Origin of the sequence: Cetobacterium sp., from assembly GCF_051653945.1 — a bacterium.
Lineage (GTDB): Bacteria > Fusobacteriota > Fusobacteriia > Fusobacteriales > Fusobacteriaceae > Cetobacterium_A.
Map to the genome: position 1 here is coordinate 33,239 of NZ_JBOFXD010000055.1, position 26,320 is coordinate 59,558.

At 28.9% G+C, this 26,320-nt stretch carries 26 protein-coding genes and 1 other RNA gene; 18 read left to right on the forward strand and 9 right to left on the reverse strand.

Features of this window, described 5'->3' with window-relative positions; genetic code table 11:
- Positions 1-70: 70 nt before the first annotated feature.
- Together sfsA and ACRC8M_RS06015 are read right to left on the reverse strand one after the other, a co-directional pair.
- Positions 71-793: a DNA/RNA nuclease SfsA gene (gene sfsA, locus ACRC8M_RS06010; protein ID WP_438528310.1), complete on the reverse strand. Its 723-nt coding sequence runs from the start codon at positions 791-793 to the stop codon at positions 71-73.
- A 70-nt stretch (positions 794-863) separates the two neighbouring features.
- On the reverse strand, positions 864-1,043 hold the full coding sequence (locus ACRC8M_RS06015; protein WP_438528311.1) for an indolepyruvate ferredoxin oxidoreductase subunit alpha: 180 nt from the start codon (positions 1,041-1,043) through the stop codon (positions 864-866).
- Between the two features lie 191 nt (positions 1,044-1,234).
- Between ACRC8M_RS06015 and yfcE the strand changes: the two genes are divergently transcribed.
- On the forward strand, positions 1,235-1,780 hold the full coding sequence (gene yfcE / locus ACRC8M_RS06020) for a phosphodiesterase (RefSeq protein ID WP_438528312.1): 546 nt from the start codon (positions 1,235-1,237) through the stop codon (positions 1,778-1,780).
- A 27-nt stretch (positions 1,781-1,807) separates the two neighbouring features.
- Here the strand turns inward: yfcE and lon are convergent, their stop codons facing one another.
- Positions 1,808-4,189, reverse strand: coding sequence for an endopeptidase La (gene lon / locus ACRC8M_RS06025; protein ID WP_438528313.1), 2,382 nt, complete (start codon positions 4,187-4,189; stop codon positions 1,808-1,810).
- 159 nt (positions 4,190-4,348) lie between these two features.
- Here lon and ACRC8M_RS06030 point away from each other — a divergent pair, with 159 nt between their 5' ends.
- The 10 genes from ACRC8M_RS06030 (at position 4,349) to ACRC8M_RS06075 (ending at position 14,686) form a co-directional block, all read left to right on the forward strand.
- A complete protein-coding gene (locus ACRC8M_RS06030; protein WP_438528314.1) occupies positions 4,349-5,860 on the forward strand; it encodes a Ppx/GppA phosphatase family protein in 1,512 nt (503 codons plus the stop codon).
- Between the two features lie 16 nt (positions 5,861-5,876).
- A complete protein-coding gene (locus ACRC8M_RS06035; RefSeq protein ID WP_438528315.1) occupies positions 5,877-7,403 on the forward strand; it encodes an HD domain-containing protein in 1,527 nt (508 codons plus the stop codon).
- Complete coding sequence (gene ppk1, locus ACRC8M_RS06040) at positions 7,400-9,439, forward strand: polyphosphate kinase 1 (RefSeq protein WP_438528316.1); 2,040 nt, start codon at positions 7,400-7,402, stop codon at positions 9,437-9,439. Before ACRC8M_RS06035 ends, ppk1 begins: the two co-directional genes overlap by 4 nt.
- A gap of 15 nt (positions 9,440-9,454) precedes the next feature.
- Positions 9,455-10,099, forward strand: coding sequence for a 6-phosphogluconolactonase (pgl, locus tag ACRC8M_RS06045; RefSeq protein WP_438528317.1), 645 nt, complete (start codon positions 9,455-9,457; stop codon positions 10,097-10,099).
- Positions 10,100-10,191: 92 nt separating this feature from the next.
- On the forward strand, positions 10,192-10,455 hold the full coding sequence (locus ACRC8M_RS06050) for a glutaredoxin domain-containing protein (RefSeq protein WP_438528318.1): 264 nt from the start codon (positions 10,192-10,194) through the stop codon (positions 10,453-10,455).
- 140 nt (positions 10,456-10,595) lie between these two features.
- Positions 10,596-10,973, forward strand: a complete 378-nt coding sequence (locus tag ACRC8M_RS06055) for a hypothetical protein (protein WP_438528319.1) — start codon at positions 10,596-10,598, stop codon at positions 10,971-10,973.
- Positions 10,974-11,018: 45 nt separating this feature from the next.
- A complete protein-coding gene (locus ACRC8M_RS06060; RefSeq protein ID WP_438528320.1) occupies positions 11,019-11,195 on the forward strand; it encodes a hypothetical protein in 177 nt (58 codons plus the stop codon).
- Between the two features lie 8 nt (positions 11,196-11,203).
- Positions 11,204-12,598, forward strand: a complete 1,395-nt coding sequence (locus ACRC8M_RS06065) for a potassium/proton antiporter (protein ID WP_438528321.1) — start codon at positions 11,204-11,206, stop codon at positions 12,596-12,598.
- Positions 12,599-12,672: 74 nt separating this feature from the next.
- Positions 12,673-13,839 carry a class I SAM-dependent rRNA methyltransferase gene (locus tag ACRC8M_RS06070; protein WP_438528322.1) on the forward strand — a complete coding sequence of 389 codons (1,167 nt, stop codon included), beginning with the start codon at positions 12,673-12,675 and terminating at the stop codon, positions 13,837-13,839.
- A gap of 22 nt (positions 13,840-13,861) precedes the next feature.
- On the forward strand, positions 13,862-14,686 hold the full coding sequence (locus ACRC8M_RS06075) for an aldo/keto reductase (protein ID WP_438528323.1): 825 nt from the start codon (positions 13,862-13,864) through the stop codon (positions 14,684-14,686).
- 81 nt (positions 14,687-14,767) lie between these two features.
- Here ACRC8M_RS06075 and ssrA read toward each other — a convergent pair.
- From ssrA to ACRC8M_RS06100, 5 genes are all read right to left on the reverse strand, one after another.
- Positions 14,768-15,115, reverse strand: a transfer-messenger RNA (tmRNA) gene (gene ssrA / locus ACRC8M_RS06080).
- A 44-nt stretch (positions 15,116-15,159) separates the two neighbouring features.
- On the reverse strand, positions 15,160-16,497 hold the full coding sequence (locus ACRC8M_RS06085) for an MATE family efflux transporter (protein ID WP_438528324.1): 1,338 nt from the start codon (positions 16,495-16,497) through the stop codon (positions 15,160-15,162).
- Between the two features lie 21 nt (positions 16,498-16,518).
- Positions 16,519-17,148 (reverse strand): PAQR family membrane homeostasis protein TrhA, encoded by a 630-nt coding sequence (gene trhA / locus ACRC8M_RS06090; RefSeq protein WP_438528325.1) that lies wholly within the window; start codon positions 17,146-17,148, stop codon positions 16,519-16,521.
- Positions 17,149-17,159: 11 nt separating this feature from the next.
- Positions 17,160-17,651 carry a deoxycytidylate deaminase gene (locus tag ACRC8M_RS06095; protein WP_438528326.1) on the reverse strand — a complete coding sequence of 164 codons (492 nt, stop codon included), beginning with the start codon at positions 17,649-17,651 and terminating at the stop codon, positions 17,160-17,162.
- A 25-nt stretch (positions 17,652-17,676) separates the two neighbouring features.
- Positions 17,677-18,666, reverse strand: coding sequence for a chorismate synthase (locus ACRC8M_RS06100; protein ID WP_438528327.1), 990 nt, complete (start codon positions 18,664-18,666; stop codon positions 17,677-17,679).
- Between the two features lie 184 nt (positions 18,667-18,850).
- Between ACRC8M_RS06100 and obgE the strand changes: the two genes are divergently transcribed.
- The 6 genes from obgE to rny all read left to right on the forward strand — a co-directional run bounded on the left by obgE (position 18,851) and on the right by rny (position 23,936).
- Positions 18,851-20,137 carry a GTPase ObgE gene (obgE, locus tag ACRC8M_RS06105; RefSeq protein WP_438528328.1) on the forward strand — a complete coding sequence of 429 codons (1,287 nt, stop codon included), beginning with the start codon at positions 18,851-18,853 and terminating at the stop codon, positions 20,135-20,137.
- A 74-nt stretch (positions 20,138-20,211) separates the two neighbouring features.
- Positions 20,212-21,108, forward strand: a complete 897-nt coding sequence (gene miaA / locus ACRC8M_RS06110; protein WP_438528329.1) for a tRNA (adenosine(37)-N6)-dimethylallyltransferase MiaA — start codon at positions 20,212-20,214, stop codon at positions 21,106-21,108.
- Between the two features lie 107 nt (positions 21,109-21,215).
- Entirely contained in the window at positions 21,216-21,602 is a 387-nt protein-coding gene (locus ACRC8M_RS06115) for a hypothetical protein (RefSeq protein WP_438528330.1), read from the forward strand.
- Positions 21,603-21,606: 4 nt separating this feature from the next.
- Positions 21,607-21,999, forward strand: a complete 393-nt coding sequence (locus ACRC8M_RS06120; RefSeq protein WP_023050292.1) for an ATP-binding protein — start codon at positions 21,607-21,609, stop codon at positions 21,997-21,999.
- Between the two features lies 1 nt (position 22,000).
- On the forward strand, positions 22,001-22,348 hold the full coding sequence (locus tag ACRC8M_RS06125; protein ID WP_438528331.1) for an STAS domain-containing protein: 348 nt from the start codon (positions 22,001-22,003) through the stop codon (positions 22,346-22,348).
- A 22-nt stretch (positions 22,349-22,370) separates the two neighbouring features.
- Entirely contained in the window at positions 22,371-23,936 is a 1,566-nt protein-coding gene (gene rny, locus ACRC8M_RS06130; protein ID WP_040406862.1) for a ribonuclease Y, read from the forward strand.
- Between the two features lie 40 nt (positions 23,937-23,976).
- Here rny and ACRC8M_RS06135 read toward each other — a convergent pair whose 3' ends face one another.
- A complete protein-coding gene (locus ACRC8M_RS06135) occupies positions 23,977-25,317 on the reverse strand; it encodes an alanine/glycine:cation symporter family protein (protein ID WP_438528332.1) in 1,341 nt (446 codons plus the stop codon).
- Positions 25,318-25,711: 394 nt separating this feature from the next.
- On the opposite strand from ACRC8M_RS06135, the gene ACRC8M_RS06140 reads away from it, so the two are divergent.
- Complete coding sequence (locus ACRC8M_RS06140; RefSeq protein ID WP_438528333.1) at positions 25,712-26,314, forward strand: DUF445 domain-containing protein; 603 nt, start codon at positions 25,712-25,714, stop codon at positions 26,312-26,314.
- The last annotated feature ends 6 nt before the right edge of the window (positions 26,315-26,320 follow it).

Sequence of the window (26,320 nt, forward strand, 5' to 3'; positions counted from 1 at the left end):
ACCTCCAAACATTTTTATTACTATTATATCATAAAAATATGAAAATACAAAAATGTATAGAAATCTATATTTAGAAGTTGTGTTTATAAGGAATAATTTTAATTTCTTTATGTTTAAAGAAAATTTCTCCATTGATAAAAGTAAATTGTAATGGATAAATCTCAACACCTTCTTTAATGGCTTTATAAAATGCTTCATAAAAAGTTGGATCAGTCTCATAATTAGGAATAAAAAAATCAGAATCCCTTAAAATAATAAGAATAACAGCAGCACGATGACCAGATTTTTTAATTTCAATGAGCTCATTTAAATGTTTTGTTGCTCTTATACTCGGGGCATCTGGGAAAGTAGCAATTTTATTGTTAGAAAGAGATACTCCTTTAGTTTCAATATATATATTTTCGCCATTTTTTTTAATTAGATAATCTAACCTACTATTACCAAATTTTATTTCAGGTTTTATAAAATCTATTTTTCCGAAAATAGAAATCTCTTCATTTTTAAAATAGTTATCAGTGATATATCTATGAATAGATGAATTAATTAAAATCTCTTCATTATCATCTGCATAAGCAGCAATGACATCCCATAAAGTTTTTCTATTTTCAATATTTTTTGCTTTTCTTAAAAAAACTTTATTTCCAGGAAAAAGAAGCTCTTTAATTCTTCCAGAATCATGGACATGAGCAGTAATAATCTCCTTGCTATTGAGCTCTAGAGATGCAGTAAATCTATTAGGTCTATCTATAAACTCTCCAATTTCATCAATATCAACTTTATAAATAAGTTTCATCAATCTCTCCTTTTTAATATAAATATATAATAAAAAAGAGATCAATCTCTTGATCTCTTATTATAAGTTATTACTCAGCTGGAGAGATACACTCAACAGGACAAGAACCTGCACAAGCACCACAATCAATACATTGGTCTTCGTCGATTCTTCTTTTTCCACCGTCAACTTCTGAAATACAGCTAACAGGACAGATTGCTTCGCAAGTTCCGCATCCGATACAGATTTCTTCGTTAATTCTATAAGCCATGATAACCTCCTAAAATAAATTTAATTAAGTATAAATATACATTTTGAATATATACTCGACAGAAGTATACCATTTTAATATTAAAATGGCAACTTTTTTCTTAAAGTATTATTAAAAAAAAATAAATAAATTCCTTTTTTTTTCTAAAAAATTGATATATAATGAAAAAAAATATCTTAAGGAGAGTAACTATGAAAATTTTTGTAATATCAGATATTCATGGATCGAGTTATTTCTTAAAAAAAGCGTTAGAAGCTTATGAAAAAGAAGAGGCTAAATATATATTGATATTAGGTGATGAATTATATCATGGACCAAGAAATCCCTTGCCATTGGAATATAACCCAAAAGAAGTTGCAGATATATTAAATAATTATAAGGATAAAATAATTGCTGTCAGAGGGAATTGTGATAGTGAAGTGGATCAAATGATGTTACAATATCCAATTTTAGGGGATTATTCTACGATTTTCTTAAAAGAGAAACGAATTTTTGTAACACACGGTCATATATATAGTGAAGAAAAATTACCTAATATATGTGAAGGAGATGTATTTATGTATGGACATACTCATTTACCTGTAGCATATGAAAAAGATGGTATATATAGATTAAATCCAGGTTCTATATCTTTACCGAAAGGTGGAAATGTAAATAGTTATGGGATTTTAGAGGATAATTATTTCTGTGTAAAAAGTTTAGATGGTGATATTATAAAAGAGATTGAAATAAAGTAAAAAGGAATGCATTGAAGCATTCCTTTTCTATTTTTTTATAGCATACTTAATAACGTCAGTGAAATAATCAACATAATTAACTGTTATACCTGTTTTTAAAAAATCTGGAAGTCTATCGAAGTCTTTTTTATTATCTTTAGGAAGAAGTAATTCAAACACACCAACTCTTCTAGCAGCAATAGTTTTTTCTCGAACTCCTCCAATAGGTAAAACTTTACCAGTTAAAGTTAACTCTCCAGTCATAGCAAGACCTCTTCTAATAGGGGTATTGGTAGCTAAAGAGTAAAGAGCTAAGGCCATTGTGATACCAGCGGATGGGCCATCTTTAGGAGTAGCCCCTTCGGGTACATGTAAGTGAACTCTATTTTTATCAAAAAATTCTTTTACTTCAGTAGGAAGAGTATTATCTTTAGCAAGTAATGATCTAATGTATGAGTATGCAATCTCTGCAGACTCTTTCATAACATCTCCCAATTGTCCTGTTAACTTTAGTCCAGTTTCTTTATTACTGATACTAGCTGCTTCGATATATAATGTTGCTCCACCCATAGATGTCCATGCTAATCCAAGAGTAACTCCAGGAATTTCATTTTGATAAAGTTCCTCTGTAGTAAAAATTGGAACTCCTAAGTAAGACTCAACATTATTTTCATTTATTCTAACCTTTTCTTTATTACCTTCAGCAATTTTAAGATTTACTTTTCTCATAATTTTTCGAATAGATTTATCTAAAGTTCTAACCCCAGCTTCCCTAGCATACTTATCTATTATAAATTTGAGAGCATTTTTACTTATTGTAATCTCTTTACTATCTAAAGCATGAGCTTTAAGCTGTTGAGGAATTAAGTATTTTTGAGCTATTTGTAATTTTTCTTCAAGAATATAACCTGATAAATGAATAATCTCCATTCTATCAAGTAGTGGTCTTGGAATTGTATCCAATTGATTTGCAGTTGTAACAAAAAGAATTTTAGATAAATCATATCTAATATCTAAATAGTGATCTAAAAAATCCTTATTTTGTTCAGGGTCTAGAACTTCTAATAAAGCAGATGCCGGATCTCCTCTAAAACTATTTCCAATTTTATCTATTTCATCAATCATAATAACAGGGTTTGATGTTTGTACAAGTTTTAAAGCTTGAATAATTTTTCCAGGCATAGCTCCAATATATGTTCTTCTATGTCCTTTGATTTCAGCTTCATCAACCATTCCACCAACAGAGAAACGATAAAATTTCCTATTTAATGACTCTGCTATTGACTTACCAATGGATGTTTTTCCAACTCCTGGAGGTCCAACTAAACAAAGAATAGACCCGTTAACATTTCCAGTTTTTATAACTGTACTTACAAATTCTAAAATATTATTTTTAATATCCTCAAGACCATAGTGATCACGGTCTAAAATTGTTTTAGCTTTTTTTATGTCTAATCTATCTTTAGAAAAAACTCCCCATGGAAGTTCAACAATGGATTCAATATATGTTCGAGCCACATGGTATTCAGGAGAACCTTGATCAAGTAGAGAGAGTTTTTCAAGTTGTTCATCAACTATTTTTTCAGCCTCTGGAGATAGATGAATATGATTTATTTTATCTACAATTTTATCAATAACTGCTGATTTTTCATCTTTTTCTAATCCAAGTTCCTGTTTTATTAATTTAAGTTGTTCTTTTAAAAAGTATTCTTTTTGCTGTTTACTAACTTTATCTTCGATTTGTTTAGAAATTTTAGCTTGAAGTTGAGAAATTTCTAATTCTTTTTTCAACATAGTTAAAAGTTGTTGTGAACGATTAACGATATTAAACTCTTCTAAAAGTTCTTGAAGATCTTTAGCTTCAGCTTTTAACATGGAAGAAACAAAATCTATAAAAATACTTGGATGATCGTAAGATGCTTGAGAAACTAAAAGTTTTAGCTCCTCTTTTAGGATAGGATTGACCTCAAAAATCTCTTTTAAAGATGTCATAATAGCAAGCATATAAGCTTTAAGTTCAACTGATGAATCAATTGATTCCTTGTTATATTTAACCTTCCAACATAATCTAGAATTTCCAGGTATAACTTTTTTCTTTTTAAATCGTTCTATTCCAAAAACAATTGCTTGAACAGAGTCTTGGGAGATAGATGTAACTTTATTAATTTTAACAACAGTTCCAACATCATATAGAGTTGAATTGAAATAATCATTATCATCAATATCTTTTACAAAAACTAAACCAATAAAACCGTTGTAATGTTCCTCTGCATCTTTTATCGCTTGTAAAAAATCCTCTCCTGTGAAAGCGATTGGAGTTAGAATGTTTGGGAAAATAGGTCTTATTACAAGAGGTAAAATTGGAATATCTTCTGGCAACAAATCCCTTATATTAACAAGATCAGTAGAATTATTATTTGTACTAGTCATAGCCTCCTCCTTTTGTTTTCATTATTATAATTAGAGTACATATAAATACCTATATTTCCTTTTATAAATTCAAAATAAAAGTTGAAATTTATTTTGAAAAGGAAGAGTGATAAAAAAGCAGTAAATCCTTAAAAATACAAAAGTTTTGGAGGCGTTAAAATGACTTTAAGAAAAAGAATTTGCGTTATGGATATTGGCTCTAACTCTATTAGAATGGTTATATATGAAATTACCCCAAATAAATCTTTTATTCCAATAGAGGATATAAAGGAAACAGTTAGGTTAGGAGAGGGGATAAATGATAAAAAAGAGTTGAAGGATGAAAAAATAAAATTGGCGTTAAAAACAATACAGTTATTTAAAAAAGTATGTTTAAAAAATAATGTAGATGAAATTGTAGCTTTTGGGACAGCTGCTTTAAGAATTGCTACAAATGGAGAACATCTATTAAAGGAGATTTCAAAAACAACAGGAATAGATGTAATTATTTTTAAAGGTGAGGATGAAGCATATTTTTCTTTTGAAGGAGCAATAAATACATTAGATATAAAAGATGGAGTTGTAATTGACTTAGGTGGATCAAGTTTAGAAATAGTTCATTTTGAAAATAGAGAGGCTTTAGAAAGAGTTAGTTTAAATTTTGGAGCAGTAACTTTATCAGAAATTGTAAATTTAAAAGATAGGTTAAGTAAAAAAGATGAGGAGATATTAAGGGAATTTATACAAGATCAGCTTAAATTAGTTCAGTGGAAAGATAAAATAAAAGGTCTGCCTTTAATAGGGGTAGGAGGTACAGTTAGAAATATTGGAGGAGTAAATCTATATATGAACGACTATCCTTTAGAATTACTACATAATTATAAGGTAAGTGTTGAAGGTGTAAAAGAAGTGGTAGATTTTTTAAAAGATAAAGACTATAAGGAGAAACAAGATGTACAAGGATTATCTAAAGCTAGAGCTGACGTATTTATAGGGGCAGCAATAGCGGTAGAAGAGGTATTGACATATTTCACTTTAAAAGAGTTAATAATTAGTGGTTATGGAATAAGAGAGGGGGTTTTATATGAAAGACTTAGCGAATGTGGAAAAGTTATTCAAGACCCTTTTGAAGATGGTTTTAAAGAGATATTAGAGATTTTAGATATTAATACAGTAATAAAAGAAAAACAGTATAAAATTTTTAAAAAAATATGTTCATCATTAGATAGAGAATATAAACTTAAAGGAATAAATGAGAAAATAATAAAGATAGTGACGTATTTATATGATATAGGAAAGAGTATTAATTTTGTAAATTATCCATTACATTCAGCTTATATGATATTGAATTTAGGAGTAAAAGGTATTGAACACAAAGAGCTTGTTGCATCATCATTAATTGTAGCCAGAGGAAATAAAAAATATAAAGGATTAGAAAAATATAAAGAGATGTTTAAAGATAGCGAAATAGATGAGCTGATGATGCTTTCTAAAATACTGAATATAACGAATATATTTTATGATGATTTATTATTAGAAGAGGAAAATTTTGAGATAGAAATTACAAAAGATGAGATTATATTTTTTATTAAAGATAAAGATGAAGAGGATTTAAAAATTATTGATCTATTTGTGTCTCAGAAAAAATTTGTGAATACTTTTGATAAAAAACTGAAGTTTAAAATGAAATAAATAGAACGGAGAAGATATGGGGACTTACACAGTAATAGAGATTAATTCAACTTTTATAGAGATGAAAATATATGAAAAAAAAGAAAATGGATATAAAGTTTTAGAAAAAGTTACAGAAGATATTAATCTTTTTAAAGAGATTAAGGACAAAGATGAAATTTCTCTAGAAAAAATGAGAAAACTACGTGAGATATTAAAAAAAATGGATAACTTATCTAGAGATTATGGATCTACAGAAAAGAAAATTATATTTAGTGAATTTTTTAAAACAATAACTAATTTTCCAATGGTCTTAGATCAAATAAAACTAAAAGTAAATTTACCTGTAGAAAATATAGATTTAAGTGAGAAAACATATTATTCTATAAAAAAATTGATTCATTTAGAAAAAGAGGTTTTTTCAAAAAAAGAGAGTAGATTATTTTTTAATTTAAAATCTTTCAGTTCAGGGGTATATCTATTTTATAAAGGAGAACTATCCATAAATGAGCATATAAATTTAGGGACAGAAAAGTTGTACTTAATACTTGAAGAGAATAATATAAACTCAAAGAAGGCTTTTGATTTTATTTGTGATTATATGGAAAGTTATGTTGAGTTTATAAGAAGAGATGTGGGAAGAAAAATTATAAAAAAACTTATTTTAGAAGGGGAGTTAGAGGAAAAACTTTTGAAGTTAATTTTTGGAAAAAAAGATTTAAAAAATTTAACATTAAGTGAATTAAAAGAAAAATTAAAGTTTTTACAAGAACATTCATACAATGAAATTTCTACAAAATATAAGTGTAGTGTGCCTACTGCAAAATTGATGGTTATATCAATCTGTTTAATTATAAGTTTTGCTGATTATTTTGAAGTGAAAGAGATTAAATTTTTAGATTTTAATATAAAAGATTTATGCGCATTAGAGAAATTTTATCCTGAAATTAGATACTCTTTTGAGGAAACATTGTGGAAAATAACATTGGATTCAGTTATAGATTTAGGTGAAAAATTTGATTTTGATAGAGAGCATTCAGAGTTTGTAAAAAATATAGGTATAAAATTATTAGATAAATTGAAAGGGTATCACTCTTTAGGATTAAAAGATTATAAATATTTTATAATAGCAGCCTATTTACATGATATAGGAAAAGCAATAGATTTTGAAAATCATAGTAAACATTCAGTGTATATACTTGAAAATACAACAATATTTGGTTTGAATAGAGAGATGGTTGAAAAAATAGCCTTTATAGTTGGAGCTCATACGTCAAATACAAAGTTAGAATCACTTTATAACGATGGATTTAAAGGGGAAGAGTTGATAAAACTATTAAAAATTATAGCAATTATTAAAATAGCGACATCTTTAGATAGAGGAAAAAAAAGAAGATTGTATAACGAAAAAATAAATTTAACTAAAAATAATTTAATAATAGAGATGGATACAAAAGAGGATTTTTATATGGAAAAAAGTAGTTTTGAGAAACAATCGAAACTTTTTAAATATCTTTTTGACTTAGATATAGAGCTTAAAATAAATAGGAGGTTTGGAGAATGAGTACCTATACTGGAAAGGACTTTTACAACAGAGAGATAAGTTGGATAGAGTTTAATAAAAGAGTACTCTCTGAAGCAGAGGCAAATGATAATCCACTTTTAGAAAAAATAAAGTTTTTAGCAATTGTAAGTTCAAATTTTGATGAATTTTTTAAAGTAAGAGTTGCTGGATTAAAAGCTCAAGATGAATCAAATTTAGAGTTGAGAGATATAGCAGGTCTACTCCCAAAAGAGCAGTTAACAATAATAAAAAAAGAGGTCACAAAAGTTATTGAGAAACAATATAAACTTTATAGTACAATTATGAATGAAATAAAAGTAGAAGGGAAAATTTCAATAAAGGGGTATGAGGAGTTACAAGGAAAAGAGTTACGATTTATAGAAAATTATTATAATGAAACCTTATTTCCAATATTGACACCAATGGCGATAGATACTTTTAGACCATTTCCACACTTGAATAGCGGAGCCATAAATTTGATTTTAAATGTAAAAGAGAAGGACGGAATATCTTTTGCTATAGTTGAAATTCCAAGAGTTGTAAATAGATTAATCAAACTACCTGGTGAAAATAATTTTATTTTATTAGAAGAGGTAATAAAAAATAATCTTAATAGATTATTTAATGGTTATGAAATAATAGATATAGGGTATTTTAGAATTACAAGAGATGAAGATTTGGGTATAGATGAAAATAGTGGTGCAGAGGATCTATTAGTTGAAATAGAAAAAGAAGTAAAAAATAGGAAATGGGGTAACCCAGTTAGAGTTGAATATATTCGTGGAGTTTCGAATAAAAGTTTAGAATTTTTAAAAGAGCAAATAGAACTTGAAGAGGAGAATTTTTATCCAGTTTTAGGACCTTTAGATTTGACATTTTTATGGGGAATGATGGATGTTGATGGAGTTGAAGAGTTAAAATTTGAAAAAAATATTCCAAGGTATTACAAAGAGTTGGCTGGTGAAAATATATTTAAGGTTTTATCAAAAAGAAATATTTTACTTAGACATCCTTTTGAAAGTTTTGATCATGTAGTAGACTTAGTAAAAGTATCTGCTCAAGATCCTAAAGTTCTGGCTATAAAGCAAACCTTATATAGAGTAAGTGGTGATTCTCCAATAATAAAATATCTGAAAAAAGCTGCTGAAAATGGGAAACAAGTAACGGTGTTAGTAGAGTTAAAGGCTAGATTTGATGAAGAAAGAAATGTTAAGTGGGCGAGAGAGTTAGAAGAAGCAGGGTGTCATGTAATTTATGGATTAAGTGGACTAAAAACTCATGCTAAATGTTTATTGATAATTAGAAAAGAAGAGGAGGGGATAAAAAGATATGTACATTTTGGAACAGGAAACTATAATGATTCAACAGCAAAATTATATGTAGATTACTCTTTTTTTACTATGGATGAGGAGATGGGAATAGATGCAAGCTATCTTTTTAATAAATTAACTGGATTTTCAAAGATAGATGATTGGAAAAAGCTGGTAGTAGCACCAACTCACTTAAGAGATACACTATATAGATTTATTGATAGAGAGATTGAGAATACTTCAAAAGGTGGGCTAGGAAAAATAGTTATTAAAGTAAATGGCTTAACGGATCAAGGAATAATAGAGAAGCTTTATGATGCTTCTAAAGCAGGGATTGAAGTTATTCTAATTGTTAGAGGAGCTTGTTGCCTAAAGAGTGGAATAGCTGGATTAAGTGAAAATATAAAGGTTTATAGTTTAGTTGGAAGATTTTTAGAACATGATAGAATATATTACTTTGAAAACAATGGAGAAGAGGAGTTATATTTAGGAAGTGCAGATTGTATGAGAAGAAATTTAGATGGAAGAGTGGAAACAATCTTCCCTTTAGAAAATAAAGAGGATCGGAAAAAAGTTACTCAACTTATAAAAGATATTTTGAAAGATAATGTCAAATTGAGAGTTCAAAATAAAGATGGTAGTTATTCCTTAGTAAACCAAAAGTCAAAAAAATCAATACCAAAGTTTAATTATCAAGAATACTACATAGAGAAATCTAGTGAATGAAAAGGAGGGAGTAATATGAGATTAATCAAAGTTTCTAAAAAAAGTGATCTTTATAAAAAAGCAATAGATATATTTAAAGAGACAACATATGGAAAAGACATTGTTAATATAGCGTTTTCAGGGGGAAGAACTCCAAAAGAATTTTTTACTAAACTATCAAAAGAGGATATAGAATGGGAAAAAATAAATATATTTTTAGTGGACGAAAGGTTTGTACCATTGGATAGTAATAATAGCAATTACAATCTTTTAAGAAAGAATCTTTTAGATAAAATTGATATTCCTGAAAAAAATATACATAAAATAGAGATATTAAAAACTCCATTGGATTCAAAGATTGATTATGAAAAAAGATTACTAAAGTATTTTAAAGGTGATATAAAATTTGATGCAGTTTATTTAGGAATAGGAGAGGATGGACATACAGGATCAATATTTACAATGGATGATGTAGAAGTATTAGAGCCAACTCTTATAACTGAAAGTTCAAACCATCCACACAAAAGAATAACCTTAAGTATGGAAACAATAAATAGAGCCGAAAAAAAAATAGTTATAGCGACAAAAGAAAAAGCTGGGGTGCTAGAAAATTTGCCTAAATTTAAATGTCCAGCATTTTTTATAGAGAATCCTATAGTTTTAATGGAGTATGAAAAATAAAATATTAAAGATATAAAAATTCTTGACTTTTATACTAAAGTTTTATATGATAATAATATATACAGAAAAAGTATAAATGGAGGTATGAAAAAATGAGAATTATGTTATTTACAACACCAACTTGTCAATATTGTGGTCCAGCAAAGGAGCTTTTAGCAGATACTGAAGGTGTAGAGATTATAAATGCTATGGAAAATCAAGAGTTAGCAGGAATGTATGGAGTTAGATCTGTACCATGCTTAATTGTAGAGAAGTGTAGCGGAACAAAAACTTTTATAGGATTAGATCAAATCGCTCAATTCGTTGATGAAAATGGACAATCATCAGGTGGATGTGGATGTAGCTGCGGTCATTAATTGAAAAACCATGCAAGTAGATTGCATGGTTTTTATTTTTATTGGAAAGTGGTCAAAAAACATGTATAATGTCTAATTAAATTTATAGATAAAAAAAGAAAAAATTTAAACTTATAGAATAAATTTAAGAGGTGAAAAAAATGAGAAAAAGATTATCTCTATTTTTACTTCTTTCTATTATTTCAATTTTTGGAAGTATTAGGGAGGAGATTAAAGATAGATCTCACCTATATACTTTTGTATCTTCAGAAATAAAAGAGTCGAAAAATTACAGAAATGATAGGCATGTACTTTTAAATATATCGAGTAAAGATATTAAAATAATAACAACATTTAGTCGAGACAAAAAAGATGACGATTTAGGAAATGACGATACTGTAACTTATCTTATTAATTCTAATTTTTCTCCAATTTTTAGAATTAATTTAAATGAAGGTTCGTTTTTAAGTTTTTCCAAAAATGATGATTTAATATATACTATTTTAAATAGATACGAAAATCGAGTGTTAAGAATTTAAAGAAATAGTTTTTTCAATAATATTAAAATAAAATTGGAGGAAAAAATGAAAAAACTATTATTAACTGAAGAGAATGAAATTTTAAGAAAAAAGGAAAGCTTTTTTGATAAGATTTTTAAAGTGTTATTTTTAATGATGTTTGTTGGGTCATATTTAATGTTAGTAGGAGTGACTACTTTTAAGCTATTAGAATATATAATCAAATATGGCATTTCAAGGTAGGTGGATATATGGGAGTAGAGATACTAATTGCTGGAATAATTATACTACTAAGTTTATTTTCAATAAGGATATCTAAAAAGTTAGAGATACCTTTGTTGATAATGTTTTTATTAGTAGGAATGTTAGCTGGATCAGAAGGAATAGGTAGAATTTATTTTGACAATGCTTTGGTCGCTCAAAATTTAGGAACGATAGCTCTAATGTTTATAATTTTTTCAGGAGGGCTAGAAACTAAAAAAGAGGACGTAAAGAAATGCTTTTATCCTAGTGGAACATTAGCAACCTTAGGTGTTTTATTAACTGCTGGTTTGTCGGGAGTAGCTGTATATTACCTAACAGATTTCACTTTAAAAGAAGCTTTACTATTTAGTGCTATGGTATCATCGACAGATGCAGCAGCAGTTATGTCTATTTTAGGAGATTCAAAGCTAAAGAAAGAAATAAAATCAGTTGTTGAAATAGAGTCAGGAAGTAATGACCCAATGGCCTATGCTTTAATTCTTTTTTTATTATCATTTTTTAAAGAGGGAGAAAGTACATCAATTGTAACAGGAATAATTTTTCTTTTAAAACAAATAACCTTAGGAGCAATTATAGGGTATATATTTGGAGTGGTAACATTACCGTTAGCTAATTATATAAAAATAGTGAGAGAAGAGTTTTTAACTATACATCTAATTGCTATACTGTTTATCTGTTTTGGCTTAGCAACAGTTTTAGATGGGAATGGATTTTTGGCAATATATATTGCTGGAATAATGATTGGAAATAAGAAGTTTAACTATAAATTAAATTCAATTAGAAATATGAGGTTGATAACATGGTTTATGCAAATAGGGATGTTTGTAATGTTAGGATTATTGGTTTTTCCTAGTCAATTGTTAGGATATATATTTATAGGAAGTCTATTATCTGTAATTATGATAATAGTTATAAGAATGCTTGTTGTTTATAGTCTATTATGGCCATTTAAATTTAATTATAAAGAGAAATTTTTTATATCATGGGCAGGACTAAAGGGAGCAGTTCCTATAATTTTTGCCACAATGGCTATAACGGAGGGATTACCTAATGCCCAAGGAATGTTTAATCTAACTTTTTATATTGTGGTATTTTCAGTTCTTCTTCAAGGAATGACTTTAAAATATGTAGGAAAAAAATTAAATTTATTTGAAGAGGGTCAAGAGGAAGATAAAATTATAGAAGTAGATGAATTAGAAGAACTAGCTTTGAAGAAAATGATACTAGATGAACAATCAGAATATATTAATAAAAAGATTAGAGAACTTGAATTACCTCAAGGAATGCTAATTGTATCTATAAAAAGAGATGAAAATTACATAACTCCAAAAGGAGATGTGACACTTTTAATGGGTGATACTCTTCTATTTTCACAAAACTAATTGTATTTTTTTAGATATAGTTATAAAATGTAATATAATATATTAGTTTTTAAAAACTAAAAGGACGTGAAAAGTTGGGTAAAATTTTTATAAAAAAAGATAGAGAGAGAATGTGGCAGAGTGGACACCCATGGATGTATTCTGGAGCAGTGGAAAAGATAGAAGGAAATCCAGAAGCAGGATCAGTTATAGAAGTATACAATTGGAAAAAAGAGTTTATTGGATATGGTCATTATAATAAAAATTCAAAACTTATGGTACGTATGCTAGAAAAAGATATCGATAAAAAAATAGATTTAAATTGGTATTCTGAAAAAGTAAAAGAAGCATATGCTTTAAGAGAAATGATAAATATAAATAGTAATGGGTATAGGTTAATCCATAGTGAATCAGATTCTTTACCAGGAGTTATAGTAGATCGTTTTGGAGATTATTTAGTAGTTCAAGCTTCAACTTTAGGAATGGAAAAAGATAAAGAGATTTTAATAGAAGCCTTAAAAAAAGAGATTCCAAATGTAAAGGGAATATATGAAAAGAGCGAAGGGGATGGAAGAAAGTTAGAAGGTCTTCCTGAAATTTCAGGAATTCTTTTTGGTGAAGTTCCAGATGAGATTGAAATTTTTGAAGGAGAGGCTAAGTTCACAATAGACTTAAAAGGACAAAAAACAGGATTTTACTCAGACCAAAGAGATAATAGAATTTTAATGGGTTCTCTATCAAAAGATAAAGATTTTTTAGACGTATGTAGTTATACTGGAGGGTTCTCACTTCATGCTATGGTAAATGGAGCAAACTCATCAACTTTAATAGATGTCAGTGAAGATGTTTTGAATGTTGCTAGAAAAAATTTGATTAAATATGAAAATGTTGAGTTCATAAAGGGAAATCTATTTAATGTTTTAAGAGATTTAGTAAAAGAAGGACGTCAATGGGATGTAGTAAATCTAGATCCACCAAAATTGGCACCAAATAGAAGAGATTTAGATAAAGCTTTAAAAGCGTATAAGGATATAATTTTAAATGGAATAAAACTTACAAAAAAAGGTGGATTACTTTCAATTTATAGTTGTAGTGGTGCAGTTACAAGTGCAGATTTAAGAATGGCTTTAGCTTATGCTGTTAAAGATGCGGGAGTAAAAGCGGTAATAGTAAATCAATTACATCAAAGTTCATGTCATCCAATCTCAGTAGCAGTTCCTGAAACTGAGTACTTAAAAGGCTTTTTAATAAGAATAATTTAAAATAAAAGGGGAGTGGGGAAATATGTATCTATTAAATAATGGTTTGAAAATTCCGAAAGTAGGTTTTGGAACATGGAAAGCAACTGATAAAGAGCAGTGTAAAAATGCAGTGAGAACAGCTTTAGAAATGGGATATAGACATATTGATACAGCTGCTATTTATGGAAATGAAGATGCTGTAGGAGAGGGAATAGCTGAATTTTTAACTAATAATGATGTTTCAAGAGAAGAGCTTTTTATTGTAACTAAAGTTTGGAACACTGAACAAGGTTATGAGACAACTTTAAAAGCTTATGAAGAATCTTTAAAAAAGTTAGGATTAGATTATATAGATATGTATTTAATTCACTGGCCACAACCAAAAGATTTAAATAAAACTTGGGAGACATGGAGAGCTTTAGAAACACTTTATAAAAGTGGTAAAGTTAGAGCTATAGGTGTATGTAATATGAAAGAACACCATTTAAAACATATAATGAATAATTTTGAAATAGTACCTGCGGTAAATCAAATTGAGTTACATCCATATTTACAACAAAGAGAATTAAAAAAATTCTGTGATGAAAATGGGATTATTGTAGAAGCTTGGAGTCCATTAATGCAGGGAGCTTTAGATCATGAAGGTTTAAAAAAAGTAGCTGAAAAAAATAGAAAAACTGTAGCTCAAATAGTTTTAAAGTGGCACTTACAAAATGGATTATTACCGTTGCCTAAATCAGTTACACCATCTAGAATTATGGAGAATTTTCAATTGGATTTTGTTTTAGATGAAGAGGATATGAAATATATTGATTCATTAAATAAAGAGGAGAGAATAGGTCCTGATCCCGATGAAATAACATTTTAAATAGAAAAATAAAAAGACCGTATTGAAAAGTTCAATACGGTCTTACTATTTCAACAACTAAATTTTAGTTGGTGGATTCATTGGTGGAGATGACGGGAATCGAACCCGTGTCCAAAATTGCAAGCGCCATAAGCTTCTACAAGCTTAGTTTGCTATTTAAATTCGCAATAGTTACTCCCGCAAACAGGGCTAACTAAAGCTATCCTCTAAAATGTCCCCTATAACTTAGAGAAATCGTTTAGGGTAATCTGTATTTAAGTGACACCTTGATTGAACGCTCCTACAGAAGAGAATGTTCAGAGGTGAGCTGACATTATGCAGCTAAAGCGTAATTTCTGTTTCCATCTAAACGATGAGTTGATCTCTCACAGCGATCAACCTGGCCTGCTACCGATAACCTCACAACCCTGTCGAAACCTTTGCATCCCCAATTATTAAATTATATATTATTATAGCATAGATTTTCTTTAAACTCAATTGTCTGGTGATATCTTTCTTATTTTTTTTATTGTTAAGAAAAACATAACTATGGCTACTAGTGTATCCGATATAGGAAAAGCTAACCAAACACCTATCTCTTTGAAAAAGTATCCTAAAATATAAACAAGGGGAATATTTAAAATAACAATTCTTAGCATAAAAAAACGTGTGGCTATAATGCTATCCTTAATAGATTGAAAAAAGTTATTACATGCTAAAAATATTGCAGTGAAAGGCATTAAAAAAAGATTTAACCTCATAGCTGAAACTGTAAATTCAACTAAAGGAGGATCATTTTTTATAAAAAATGAAACAACCTTTTCAGTGTTAAAAAGCATAAGAAGAACTAGAATAGTTGAAACACTAACAACTGTATAAAGTTGGATTTTTAGGACTTCTTTAACACGTTCATAGTTTTTAGATCCAAATGTATATGAGATTATGGCCGCTGTTCCTTGGTTAAAACCTTGTAAACTTGTATTAATAACACTTCTACAAATTGAGATAATTCCAATTGCAGCAGTAGCAATATCTCCTCCATAGACTCCAGCCTCTCTATTTGTAACCGTAATAACTGAAGATTGTAGAAGTTGATTATAGAAACGAGGGCTTCCTATTTTAAAGATTTCTTTTAAGATTTTTAAATCAAGAGAGAGATACTTTGGAGAGAATGTAATAACATCTGATTTGAAAAAATAAAAAAGAATATAAAAAGCACTTAAAGCTGTAGCGATTAAAGTAGCCAATGCAGCTCCACCAATTCCCATATCAAATTTGATAATAAAAAGATAATCCAAAATAACATTGAAAACACCTGTAAAAATATTTACCCCCATAGCTGTAAGCGAATCTCCAATTCCTCTAATAAGAGTACTTTGTCCCAAAATAATTTGAAAAGTTGCAATGGGAATTAAAAAATTTGTGTATTCTATAGCTGATGTAATATTAGAAGAACTAGCTCCTAAAATTCTCAGAATTGGAATATTAAAAAGAAAAAGAAAAAGAGTTAAAAGGACTCCTACAATAAAAATCCATAAAAATCCAGTACATAAAACTTTTTCAGCGCCTTCTCTATCTTTAGATCCTAACTTAACTCCAATTATAATAGCTATTCCAGAAAATGCGAAATTAAAACTATTTATAATCATAGCATAAGGAAAAACGAGGGCAATAGCTGCCATGCCCTCTCTTCCTGCCACTTGACCAATAAAATATCTATCAGTTAAAACACAAAGCATACCTATAATAGCACCAAATGATGATGGTATACTAAACTTTAAAATGGTGGTTAAGGTACTCTGTTTTTCAAACTTTAAACTTAAATCTTGCAAAATACTCCCCCTATAAAAATATTATATTAAAAAATACACTGAAAAATAATTGAAAATGCTACCTGCTAAAACAAAAAGATGCCAAATACCATGAGCAAACTTTCTATTTTTCATTAGATAAAAAATAGTTCCAACAGAATAACTGATACCACCCCAAATTAGTAACTTGAAAGAGAGTGGTGAGGCAAGCATTTGTAAATCTTTAAATACAAACATAACCATCCATCCCATAAAAAGATAGATTAGGGTAGAAATAAAATTAAATCTCCCAACAAAAAAGACTTTAAAAAGTATTCCTAAAAGTGTCATTCCCCATTGTACAAAGAAAAGAACCCATTTAGTTGTTCCATCAAAAACTCCAAGGAGATATGGAGTATAAGATCCAGATATTAAAATATAAATAGCTGAGTGATCGAGTATTTTAAAAAGCCTTTTAATTTTTCCAACACAAAGTATATGGTAGGTTCCAGACATGGTATATAGTAAAACGAGTGAAAAACAAAATACCATAGAACCAATGATATAGCCAATATTATCTGTTTTTAAAGAGTGAACTAAAAGAGCGCCAGTTCCAATAAGTGCTAGAATAGCACCAAAGTAGTGAGTCATAGAGTTAACCCATTCTTCTAACCTAGTCAGTGTATTATTCATATAGATACCTCCTATCCGTTCTTTCTAAAATTTAAAACAAGTGTATCAAATTTAGGATCTAATTGTCTTAATTTTATATTAGCAGCATTTAAAAGTTTTTTAGATGCTGTATTAGAATCCGTATTAATATACTTATCTGAAAGATAAACTATTTCACTTATTCCACTTTGAATAATACTTTTAGCACACTCATTACATGGAAAAAGATCAACATAAATAGTACATCCTTTTAAATTTTTAGTACTATTTAAAATAGCGTTTAATTCAGCGTGACAAACATATGCGTATTTACTATTTAGAAAATCCCCTTCTCTGTCCCAAGGGAACTCATCATCAGAACAACCTGCTGGAAGTCCGTTATAACCAACTCCAACAATTCTTTTATCAGGAGTTACAATACATGCTCCAACTTGTGTTCCAGGATCTTTACTACGTTTTGCAGAGAGAATTGCAACTCCCATGAAGTACTCATCCCAATCAATATAATTAGCTCTTTTTGACATTTTATCCTCCTAAATTAAAAAATATTTATTTATTTTGTAAATATAAATCTGCAAGAGCAATAGCCACAGAGTTTTCTAAAACAATAGGAACTCTAAGAAGAAATGCGACATCATGCCTTCCGTTAATTTTCAAAGTCTGAATATTATCAGTTTTAAAGTTAAAAGTTTCTTGAGGTTTAAAAATACTAGAGGTTGGTTTAATAGCAACTTTTAAAAAGATATCATTACCATTTGTAATTCCACCGTTAATACCTCCATTGTTATTAGACGAAGTTTTACCATTTTTATCAATAAAACAATCATTAAATTTGCTACCTAAAAATTCACTTCCTTTAAAACCAGCACCAAATTCGATTCCTTTAACACCTGGAATTGAAAAAACTATAGATGAAATAACAGATTCTACAGATCCAAAAAAAGGTTCTCCCAAACCAATTGGAACATTTTTAATAGTTAAGGAGATTGTACCTCCTAAAGAATCACCAGAATGTGTAGTTTCAAGTAAATAATTTTCTAATTTCTCATTAAACTCTAACTTATTTAAAATACCAATCGATTCAATTTCACTAGAAAACATAATATTATTTAAAATTTTTTTTGCAATTACACCCGCTGCAACAAGAGCAAGTGTTAGTCTACCAGAAAAATGGCCTCCACCACGAATATCATTAAAACCTGAATATTTTTTAGTAGCAGAAAAATCAGCATGACCAGGTCTAGGGTGTGATTTAAAGTCAGTATAAACTTTAGAATCAGTATTTTTATTCTCAAAAAAAATATTTATTGGAGCTCCAGTTGTAAATTCGTTGAAAACTCCTGAAATAATCTTTGGAATATCATCCTCTTTTCTAGGAGTAGTCCCCACTTTTCCAGATTTTCTTTTAGAAAGATCTTTAGTAAAATCTTCAAGAGTAAGCTTTATTCCAGATGGAACACCATCGATTAAAACTCCAATGCCAGAACCATGAGATTCTCCATAAATATGTACTCTAAAAAGAGAACCAAAACTATTCATAAAATCCTCCTAAATTAAAATAATGTGTATAATTTAATTTTAACATAAAACATTAGAAATATTAAATAAAAACATAGTAAAATTAATTGCAAAATATTAGAAAAAGGTGTAGAATATAACAATTAACGCATTGAAATGAAATAGAATTTATATTATAGATTGAATATATTTGGAGGAGATAATTGTGTTTATAGATGAGGTAATTATAACGGTAAAAGCAGGTAACGGTGGAGATGGAGCCGCTACTTTTAGAAGAGAAAAATGCATACAATTTGGAGGTCCAGATGGTGGAGATGGAGGTAGAGGAGGAGACTTAGTTTTCGTAGCTGACTCTAATATAAATACACTAATAGACTTCAAATACAAAAAATTGTTCCAAGCAGAAAACGGTGAAAATGGTGCAAAGAAAAACATGTTTGGAAAATTTGGAGAAAATTTAGTAATAAAAGTTCCAATTGGAACTCAAGTAAGAGATATGGAAACAGGAAAGTTACTTTTAGATATGAGTATTCCTGGTGAAGAGAGAGTTCTTTTAAGAGGAGGTAGAGGAGGTTTAGGAAATACAAACTTCAAAAACTCAGTTAGAAGAACACCAACAATGGCTGGAAAAGGAAAAGAGGGTGTAGAGTTAAGAGTTAAATTAGAATTAAAACTTTTAGCAGATGTTGCGTTAGTTGGATACCCTTCTGTTGGAAAATCAAGTTTAATAAATAAAATATCGGCAGCTAAATCTAAAGTTGGAAACTATCATTTTACTACTTTAGAGCCTAAATTAGGAGTTGTTAGACTTGGTGAAGGTAGATCATTTGTTGTAGCGGATATACCAGGACTAATTGAAGGAGCTCATGAAGGTGTAGGATTAGGAGATAAATTCTTAAAACATATTGAAAGATGTAAAATGATATATCATATAGTAGATGTGGCTGGAATTGAAGGAAGAGATCCAATTGAAGATTATGAGAGAATAAATAATGAGTTAGTAAAGTTTAGTGAAAAATTAGCAAATAAGAAACAAATTATTTTGGCAAATAAAATGGATTTAATTTGGGATATGGATAAATATGAAGAGTTTAAATCTCATGTGGAAGCACAAGGAAATGAAGTGTTCCCAGTATCTGTTATTTTAGGTGATGGATTAAAAGAGGTTTTAAATAGAACTTGGCATGTTTTACAAGAAACAGAGAGAGAAGAGCTAGAGGAAGAAGCTGACATTATTGATGTATTGAAAGCTAATAGAACTAGAAAAGAACCATTTGTTGTAACACAAGATGAAGAAGGAGTATTTGTTGTTGACGGATCAATTGTTGATGGCGTGCTAGCTAAATATATTATAACTCATGATGATGAATCAGTTGTTACATTCTTACACATGCTTAGAAATTTAGGACTAGAAGACGCTTTAAAAGATGCTGGTGTTGAAGATGGAGATACAGTAAGAATTGCTGATACAGAATTTGATTTCGTTGAGTAGTAAAGAATTATTTTTTAAGCTGAGCCATTAGGGTTCAGCTTTTTTATCTATTTAAAAATTTTAGAGGTGAAAAATTGAAAGGGATAGTTATAGCCGGACCTACAGGAGTAGGAAAAACAGAGTTATCAATAAAATTAGCAAAAGCTTTAAATGCTGAAATTATCTCGGCAGATTCTGCACAAGTGTATGAAGAGATGAATATAGGAACAGCTAAAATAGCAGAGGATGAGATGCAAGGGGTTGTACATCATATGATTGATGTTGTTAAACCTATAAAAAAATATAGTGTTGGTGATTATCAGAGAAAAGTTGATGAAATATTAAATTCTGATGAAGAAAAAAATATTTTATTAGTAGGGGGAACAGGACTTTATATAGATTCAGTGGTAAGAGGATTGTCTGCTTTACCAGAAAGTGATCCAACTATAAGAGAGAAATTAATGAATGAAGATGGAGATAAACTTTTTGAGATTTTAAAAGAGATTGATCCAGAAAGTGCTGAGAGTATTCATCCCAATAATAAAAGAAGAGTTGAAAGAGCAGTAGAAGTTTTCTATCAAACTGGAGAGAAGTTTTCGATTTTATCTAAAAAGAATATAAAAGGAAACAATTTTAAATTTTTAAAAGTTGCTTTAGAAAGAGATAGAGAACATCTATATGATAGAATAAATTTAAGAGTAGAGATAATGATGCAAAATGGACTTTTAGAAGAGGTAAGATATCTTTATGAAAAATATGGAGATGTGTTGAAAAAAATAAATATCATAGGTTATTCAGAGTTAATTTCGTATATAAATCAAGAGATAACTTTAGAGGATGCTAAAGAGTTGATAAAGAAAAATTCAAGAAATTATGCTAAAAGACAATTTACATGGTTTAAAAATGATCATGAGTATATTTGGTACGATTTAGATAAAATGACCCAAGATGAAATTTTTTCAGATATTTTACAAAGGTTTAATGCCTTATAAAGGTTTAATTACTCTACTATTTCATAAAATTACCGAAAATAATAGTCTTGATAAAAAAGTATTCGTATGGTATTATTGTACAGAAAAGCTTTAAAAGGAAGTGTTGGATGATAAAGAAGATTTATGTTATATTTTTAATGATTTTGACTGCTTCTTGTTCAAATTTAGATAAAGGATATAATGAAAATTTATCAAATATTGACGAAAAGTTGGTATCTAAATTAGAGCTCATTCAAAAAGATTTACAGGTGAACAGTGTGACAAGATTAAAAGAAAGCTTAGATATCTCCTTTAGTGAGAGATATACTATAAATAAACTTTCAGAATATGACTTGTCTAAAGTAAAGTTCTACTTTACAAAACCACAAATTTCTAGAAATTTAGGTGAAAATACTATAGGAATTAGGTTTGGTGAAGAAGTTTTTTATTTTAATGTAGAGTATAAATATTTAAATGGTGATTGGAAAATAACCAAATTTACAGAGAGAAGGTGAAAAAATGCAGAATGAAATAAAGCTGTATGTTCCATCCTCTTTAAAAAATCTTTCTATCATTAGGGCAATGACTAAAACATATTTAGAACATCAAAAAGTTGAACAAAAAGATATAATGAAGATTTTATCGATTGTTGATGAACTAGCAACAAATGTTATAGAGCATGGTTATGAATATAAATCTGGTGATATAATTATAGAGCTTCAAAAAAACAATGACATTATTCATTTAGTAGTTGAAGATAATGGAGTTGGGTTTGATGAATCTAAGATTAGTAAAGATGAAGGCGGAATGGGGCTTTTTTTAGCAAAAGCTATGGCAGATAATTTTAAAGTTGAAAAGAAGATTAATGGAACAAAAATAAAAGTTGAAAAGAGAGTTAAGGAGGAAATTTAGCATGACTACAAATTTTGAAATAATTGAAAAAACAGTGGACGACATAAGAGTAATCAAGGTATGTGGAGAATTAGATGCACTAGTGGCACCAAAATTAAAAGAAAGAATAGCAAAACAAATAGAGCTTGATATAAATAAATTTGTGATAGATTTTGGGGATTTAGTTCATATAAACAGTTTAGCTATGGGTATTTTAAGAGGAAAATTAAGAGTTGTAAGAGATTTAGGTGGAGATATAAAGTTAGTTGGATTAAATGATCATATAAGAACTATATTTGAGATGATTGGATTAGATGAATTATTTGATATTTATGGAACAGAAGAGGAAGCAATAGCTAGTTTTAGATAATATTTACAAAAAAGGAGAGACTATGAACTTAATGTTAGGAGTTGGATTAGCTATAGTTGGGTTTGCAATAATATTTAGTATTATGTATAAAAAATCTACTATAGATAAGAAGATAGAGGAGCTTAATAACTTAGAGGATGAAAAGTTAAAAGCTAAAATAAAAGCTAAAGAGATATTAGAAAGAGCTGAAAAAGAGTCTTTAGCAAAAAGTAAAGAAATAGAGATAAAAGCGAAAGAAACAGTTTACCAAATGAAAGAGGAAGCTGAAAAAGAGATAAAAATAGCTAAAAATGAGTTATTACAAAAAGAGGGAAGATTAGCTAAAAAAGAGGAAACTTTAGAGTCTAAAATCGAAAAAGTTGAAAGTAGAGCTGTAGAGTTAGAAGAGATTAATCAAAACTTAGAAAATAAGAAAACTGAAATAGAGGATCTAAAAAAGGTTCAAGAGGAAACTTTAGAAAGAATTTCAGAGATGACAAGAAATGAAGCTAAAGAGATGTTAATTTCTAAATTAAAAGATGATTTGGTTCATGAAACTGCTTTAGCAATAAGAGAGTATGAGAATAAATTAGAAGATGAAAAAGATAGATTATCAAAAAGAATTCTATCAACAGCAATAGGAAAAGCTTCTTCAGAATTTGTTGCAGATGCGACTGTGTCAGTTGTAAATCTACCAAATGATGAGATGAAAGGTAGAATTATAGGTAGAGAAGGAAGAAACATCAGAACAATAGAAGCTTTAACAGGTGTAGATATAATAATAGATGATACTCCAGAAGCTGTTGTTTTATCAAGTTTTGATGGTGTAAAAAGAGAAGTTGCTAGAAGAGCAATTGAAAAACTTATAAATGATGGAAGAATTCATCCAGGTAAAATAGAAGAAGTTGTTAATAAATCTAGAAAAGAGATTGATAAAGATATTATTGAAGCTGGAGAACAAGCTCTTTTAGAGTTAGGAATTCCAGGAATGCATATGGAAATAATTAAAACATTAGGTAAGTTAAAATATAGAACAAGTTATGGTCAAAATGTTTTAACTCACTCAATAGAGGTAGCTAAACTAGCTGCAAATCTAGCAGCTGAGTTAGGTGCAGATACTAAGTTAGCAAAAAGAGCTGGACTTTTACATGACGTAGGAAAAGTTTTAGATCATGATATAGAAGCTTCTCATGCAATAATTGGAGGAGAGTTCTTGAAAAAGTTTGGTGAAAAACCAGCAGTTATAAATGCTGTTATGGCTCACCATAATGAAGTTGAATTTGAAAGTGTAGAGGCTATTTTAGTTCAAGCATCAGATGCAATATCAGCTTCAAGACCAGGAGCAAGAAGAGAAACGTTATCAACATACCTAAAAAGATTAGAAGGTTTAGAAGAGATAGCAACTTCATTTGATGGAGTAGAATCTTCTTATGCAATTCAAGCTGGTAGAGAGATAAGAATTATAATAAATCCAGAAATTGTATCAGATGATGCAGCTACAAAAATGGCTAGAGATATAGCTAAGAGAATAGAGGAAACTATGCAGTATCCAGGACAAATAAAGGTAACAATATTAAGAGAAACTAGAGCTGTAGAGTACGCTAAGTAAAATAAAAAAAGGAGAAAAACATTGTTTTTCTCCTTTTTTGTTATGCCTTTATGGGATTAAACTTAGACTGGTAATCTTTTAATGAATCAAAAGCAAACTTTGATAGAGGGAATACACCAGATAAATTGATAATAGTCATAAGAGCTAAACCAAGGTCAGCAAGATTCCACATAAAGAAATTTTGTTGAATTCCTCCGATAAAAATCATTGAAAGAGCAAAGATTTTAAAAAGTATTTGTCCAAACTCTTTATCAGTTAAAAATTTAACATTAACTTTTCCGTAGAAGCAGATTCCTAAAAGAGTAGAGAAACAGAAAAGAAAAAGTATTATAGCTACAAATATTTCACCAAAAGTTGATCCTAAATGGTAATTGAATGATTTTTGTAGTAATTCCATTCCGCTTAATCCTTCTACAACTGAGGCTTTGGTAAGTAACATAACTAAAGCAGTTGCTGTACAGATTATAAAAGTATCTACGAAAACTCCTAAGCTTTGAATTAATCCTTGCTGAACTGGATGAGATACTGCAGCACTGGCAGCTGCACAAGGAGCACTTCCTGTTCCAGCTTCATTGGAGAATAATCCTCTTTTAACCCCTTGCATAATAATAGCTCCAATAGTTCCACCAACTCCTTGTCTAATTCCAAAAGCTTCTGAGAATATTTGAGAAAAAACTTGAGGTAAAAGAGCAAAGTTTTTAATGATTATAAAAAAAACAATAACAAGGTACATTACAGCCATAATAGGAACTACTTTATCTAAAACCTTAGCAGTTTTATCTGTTTTTCCAAAGATTACAACAGCTGCTAATAGTGTTAAAAGAGCTGAAATAACTACTGGATTAATATTGAAGGCTACATTAAATGACTCAGTAACAGAGTTTGAAACAACTTGTAAAACTCCTGCCCAACAAATAATACCAGTTATCACAAAAGCAATACCCCAACTTTTTTTACCAAGACCATTTTTTAGAAAAAAGCAAGGCCCACCATAAAAATGACCACTTTTATCTTTTTCTCTAAATATCATAGCTAAAGTAGTTTCTACAAATGCTGTAGCAGAACCTAAAAATGCAACAACCCACATCCAGAAAATAGAACCTGCACCACCAATAGAGATTGCACTGACAACACCAGCTAAATTACCTGCACCAACTCTAGTTGCAGTACTTATGCAAAAAGCTTGAAAAGGTGAAAGGTTTTCAGAATCACTATTTGATTTGTCTGTTAAAAGTTTAACCATATGTTTTAAAAAACGAAGTTGAACAAAATTGGTTTTCACTGTAAAGAAAACTCCTGAAAAAATAAGTAAAACAACTAATATATTCTTTCCCCAAAGAATTGAATTTAAAAAATTAACGATACTTTCTAAAATAAACATAATAAACTCCTTCTAAATTTTTTTTTAAAAAACAAAAAAGCCCGTGGATTTCTCCACAGGCTGTAAATTACCAGTTCTATGTAACAAATCCATTCACTACTATTAAAGTAACACAAAATGGATTCGCATTTTTTCATGAAACAAAAATACCAATCCTAGGTTAAATAATAGTAGTAATATGCATTTGTATTAAAAACTATTTTCTGTTTCATTACTTTCCTCCTCATAATTATTTGAAGTATTATAACATAAATAAAAAATAATACAAGAAAAAAATCAAGGTTAGCGATTTTTTCAGAAGTAAAAGCCCAAAAAATGTATTGGATATATAGGTATAAAATGGTATAATAAATAATAACTTATAAAACTGATAAAGAATTGAAAAGGTGAGAAGATGTTAGTAAAAGCGTTACTTTTAATTGTTATTGGATCAATGATTGGATGGGTTACAAACTATATTGCAATAAAGATGTTATTTAGACCATATAAAGAGATAAACTTAGGGTTTTTTAAAATCCAAGGTTTAATTCCTAAAAGAAGACATGAGATAGGAATAACTTTAGCAGATACAATTCAAAATGAACTAATATCATTAGATGATATAACAAAAAAATTAGAAAATGCAAATTTAGATGTTGAGATGGAAAGAGTAATTGATAGTATATTAGAAAAAAAGTTAGCATCAGAGATAACAACGAGATTTCCAATGATAGCTATGTTTTTAAATGAATCAGCTTTAAATAAAATAAAGGATGCTATAAAAGAGTCAATAATGGAGAATAAAGATCAAATAATTGGAATGTTATTTGAAACTTTGGAAAAAAATGTTGATTTTAAAGAGATTATAGTTGAAAAAGTAGATGGGTTTTCTTTAGAAGAGCTAGAGAGAATAACTTTTTCTTTAGCAAAGAAAGAGTTGAAACATATAGAGATAATTGGAGCTATTTTAGGTGGACTTATTGGGGTTGTACAATTTGTAATAACAGTTTTTATTTAAGGAGAA

Excerpts from the sequence above, each read along its gene's own strand:
- sfsA (WP_438528310.1), bottom strand. The coding sequence starts at position 793 with ATGAAACTTATTTATAAAGTTGATATTGATGAAATTGGAGAGTTTATA.
- ACRC8M_RS06015 (WP_438528311.1), bottom strand. The coding sequence starts at position 1,043 with ATGGCTTATAGAATTAACGAAGAAATCTGTATCGGATGCGGAACTTGC.
- yfcE (WP_438528312.1), top strand. The coding sequence starts at position 1,235 with ATGAAAATTTTTGTAATATCAGATATTCATGGATCGAGTTATTTCTTA.
- lon (WP_438528313.1), bottom strand. The coding sequence starts at position 4,189 with ATGACTAGTACAAATAATAATTCTACTGATCTTGTTAATATAAGGGAT.
- ACRC8M_RS06030 (WP_438528314.1), top strand. The coding sequence starts at position 4,349 with ATGACTTTAAGAAAAAGAATTTGCGTTATGGATATTGGCTCTAACTCT.
- ACRC8M_RS06035 (WP_438528315.1), top strand. The coding sequence starts at position 5,877 with ATGGGGACTTACACAGTAATAGAGATTAATTCAACTTTTATAGAGATG.
- ppk1 (WP_438528316.1), top strand. The coding sequence starts at position 7,400 with ATGAGTACCTATACTGGAAAGGACTTTTACAACAGAGAGATAAGTTGG.
- pgl (WP_438528317.1), top strand. The coding sequence starts at position 9,455 with ATGAGATTAATCAAAGTTTCTAAAAAAAGTGATCTTTATAAAAAAGCA.
- ACRC8M_RS06050 (WP_438528318.1), top strand. The coding sequence starts at position 10,192 with ATGAGAATTATGTTATTTACAACACCAACTTGTCAATATTGTGGTCCA.
- ACRC8M_RS06055 (WP_438528319.1), top strand. The coding sequence starts at position 10,596 with ATGAGAAAAAGATTATCTCTATTTTTACTTCTTTCTATTATTTCAATT.
- ACRC8M_RS06060 (WP_438528320.1), top strand. The coding sequence starts at position 11,019 with ATGAAAAAACTATTATTAACTGAAGAGAATGAAATTTTAAGAAAAAAG.
- ACRC8M_RS06065 (WP_438528321.1), top strand. The coding sequence starts at position 11,204 with ATGGGAGTAGAGATACTAATTGCTGGAATAATTATACTACTAAGTTTA.
- ACRC8M_RS06075 (WP_438528323.1), top strand. The coding sequence starts at position 13,862 with ATGTATCTATTAAATAATGGTTTGAAAATTCCGAAAGTAGGTTTTGGA.
- trhA (WP_438528325.1), bottom strand. The coding sequence starts at position 17,148 with ATGAATAATACACTGACTAGGTTAGAAGAATGGGTTAACTCTATGACT.
- ACRC8M_RS06095 (WP_438528326.1), bottom strand. The coding sequence starts at position 17,651 with ATGTCAAAAAGAGCTAATTATATTGATTGGGATGAGTACTTCATGGGA.
- ACRC8M_RS06100 (WP_438528327.1), bottom strand. The coding sequence starts at position 18,666 with ATGAATAGTTTTGGTTCTCTTTTTAGAGTACATATTTATGGAGAATCT.
- ACRC8M_RS06115 (WP_438528330.1), top strand. The coding sequence starts at position 21,216 with ATGATAAAGAAGATTTATGTTATATTTTTAATGATTTTGACTGCTTCT.
- ACRC8M_RS06120 (WP_023050292.1), top strand. The coding sequence starts at position 21,607 with ATGCAGAATGAAATAAAGCTGTATGTTCCATCCTCTTTAAAAAATCTT.
- ACRC8M_RS06125 (WP_438528331.1), top strand. The coding sequence starts at position 22,001 with ATGACTACAAATTTTGAAATAATTGAAAAAACAGTGGACGACATAAGA.
- rny (WP_040406862.1), top strand. The coding sequence starts at position 22,371 with ATGAACTTAATGTTAGGAGTTGGATTAGCTATAGTTGGGTTTGCAATA.
- ACRC8M_RS06135 (WP_438528332.1), bottom strand. The coding sequence starts at position 25,317 with ATGTTTATTTTAGAAAGTATCGTTAATTTTTTAAATTCAATTCTTTGG.
- ACRC8M_RS06140 (WP_438528333.1), top strand. The coding sequence starts at position 25,712 with ATGTTAGTAAAAGCGTTACTTTTAATTGTTATTGGATCAATGATTGGA.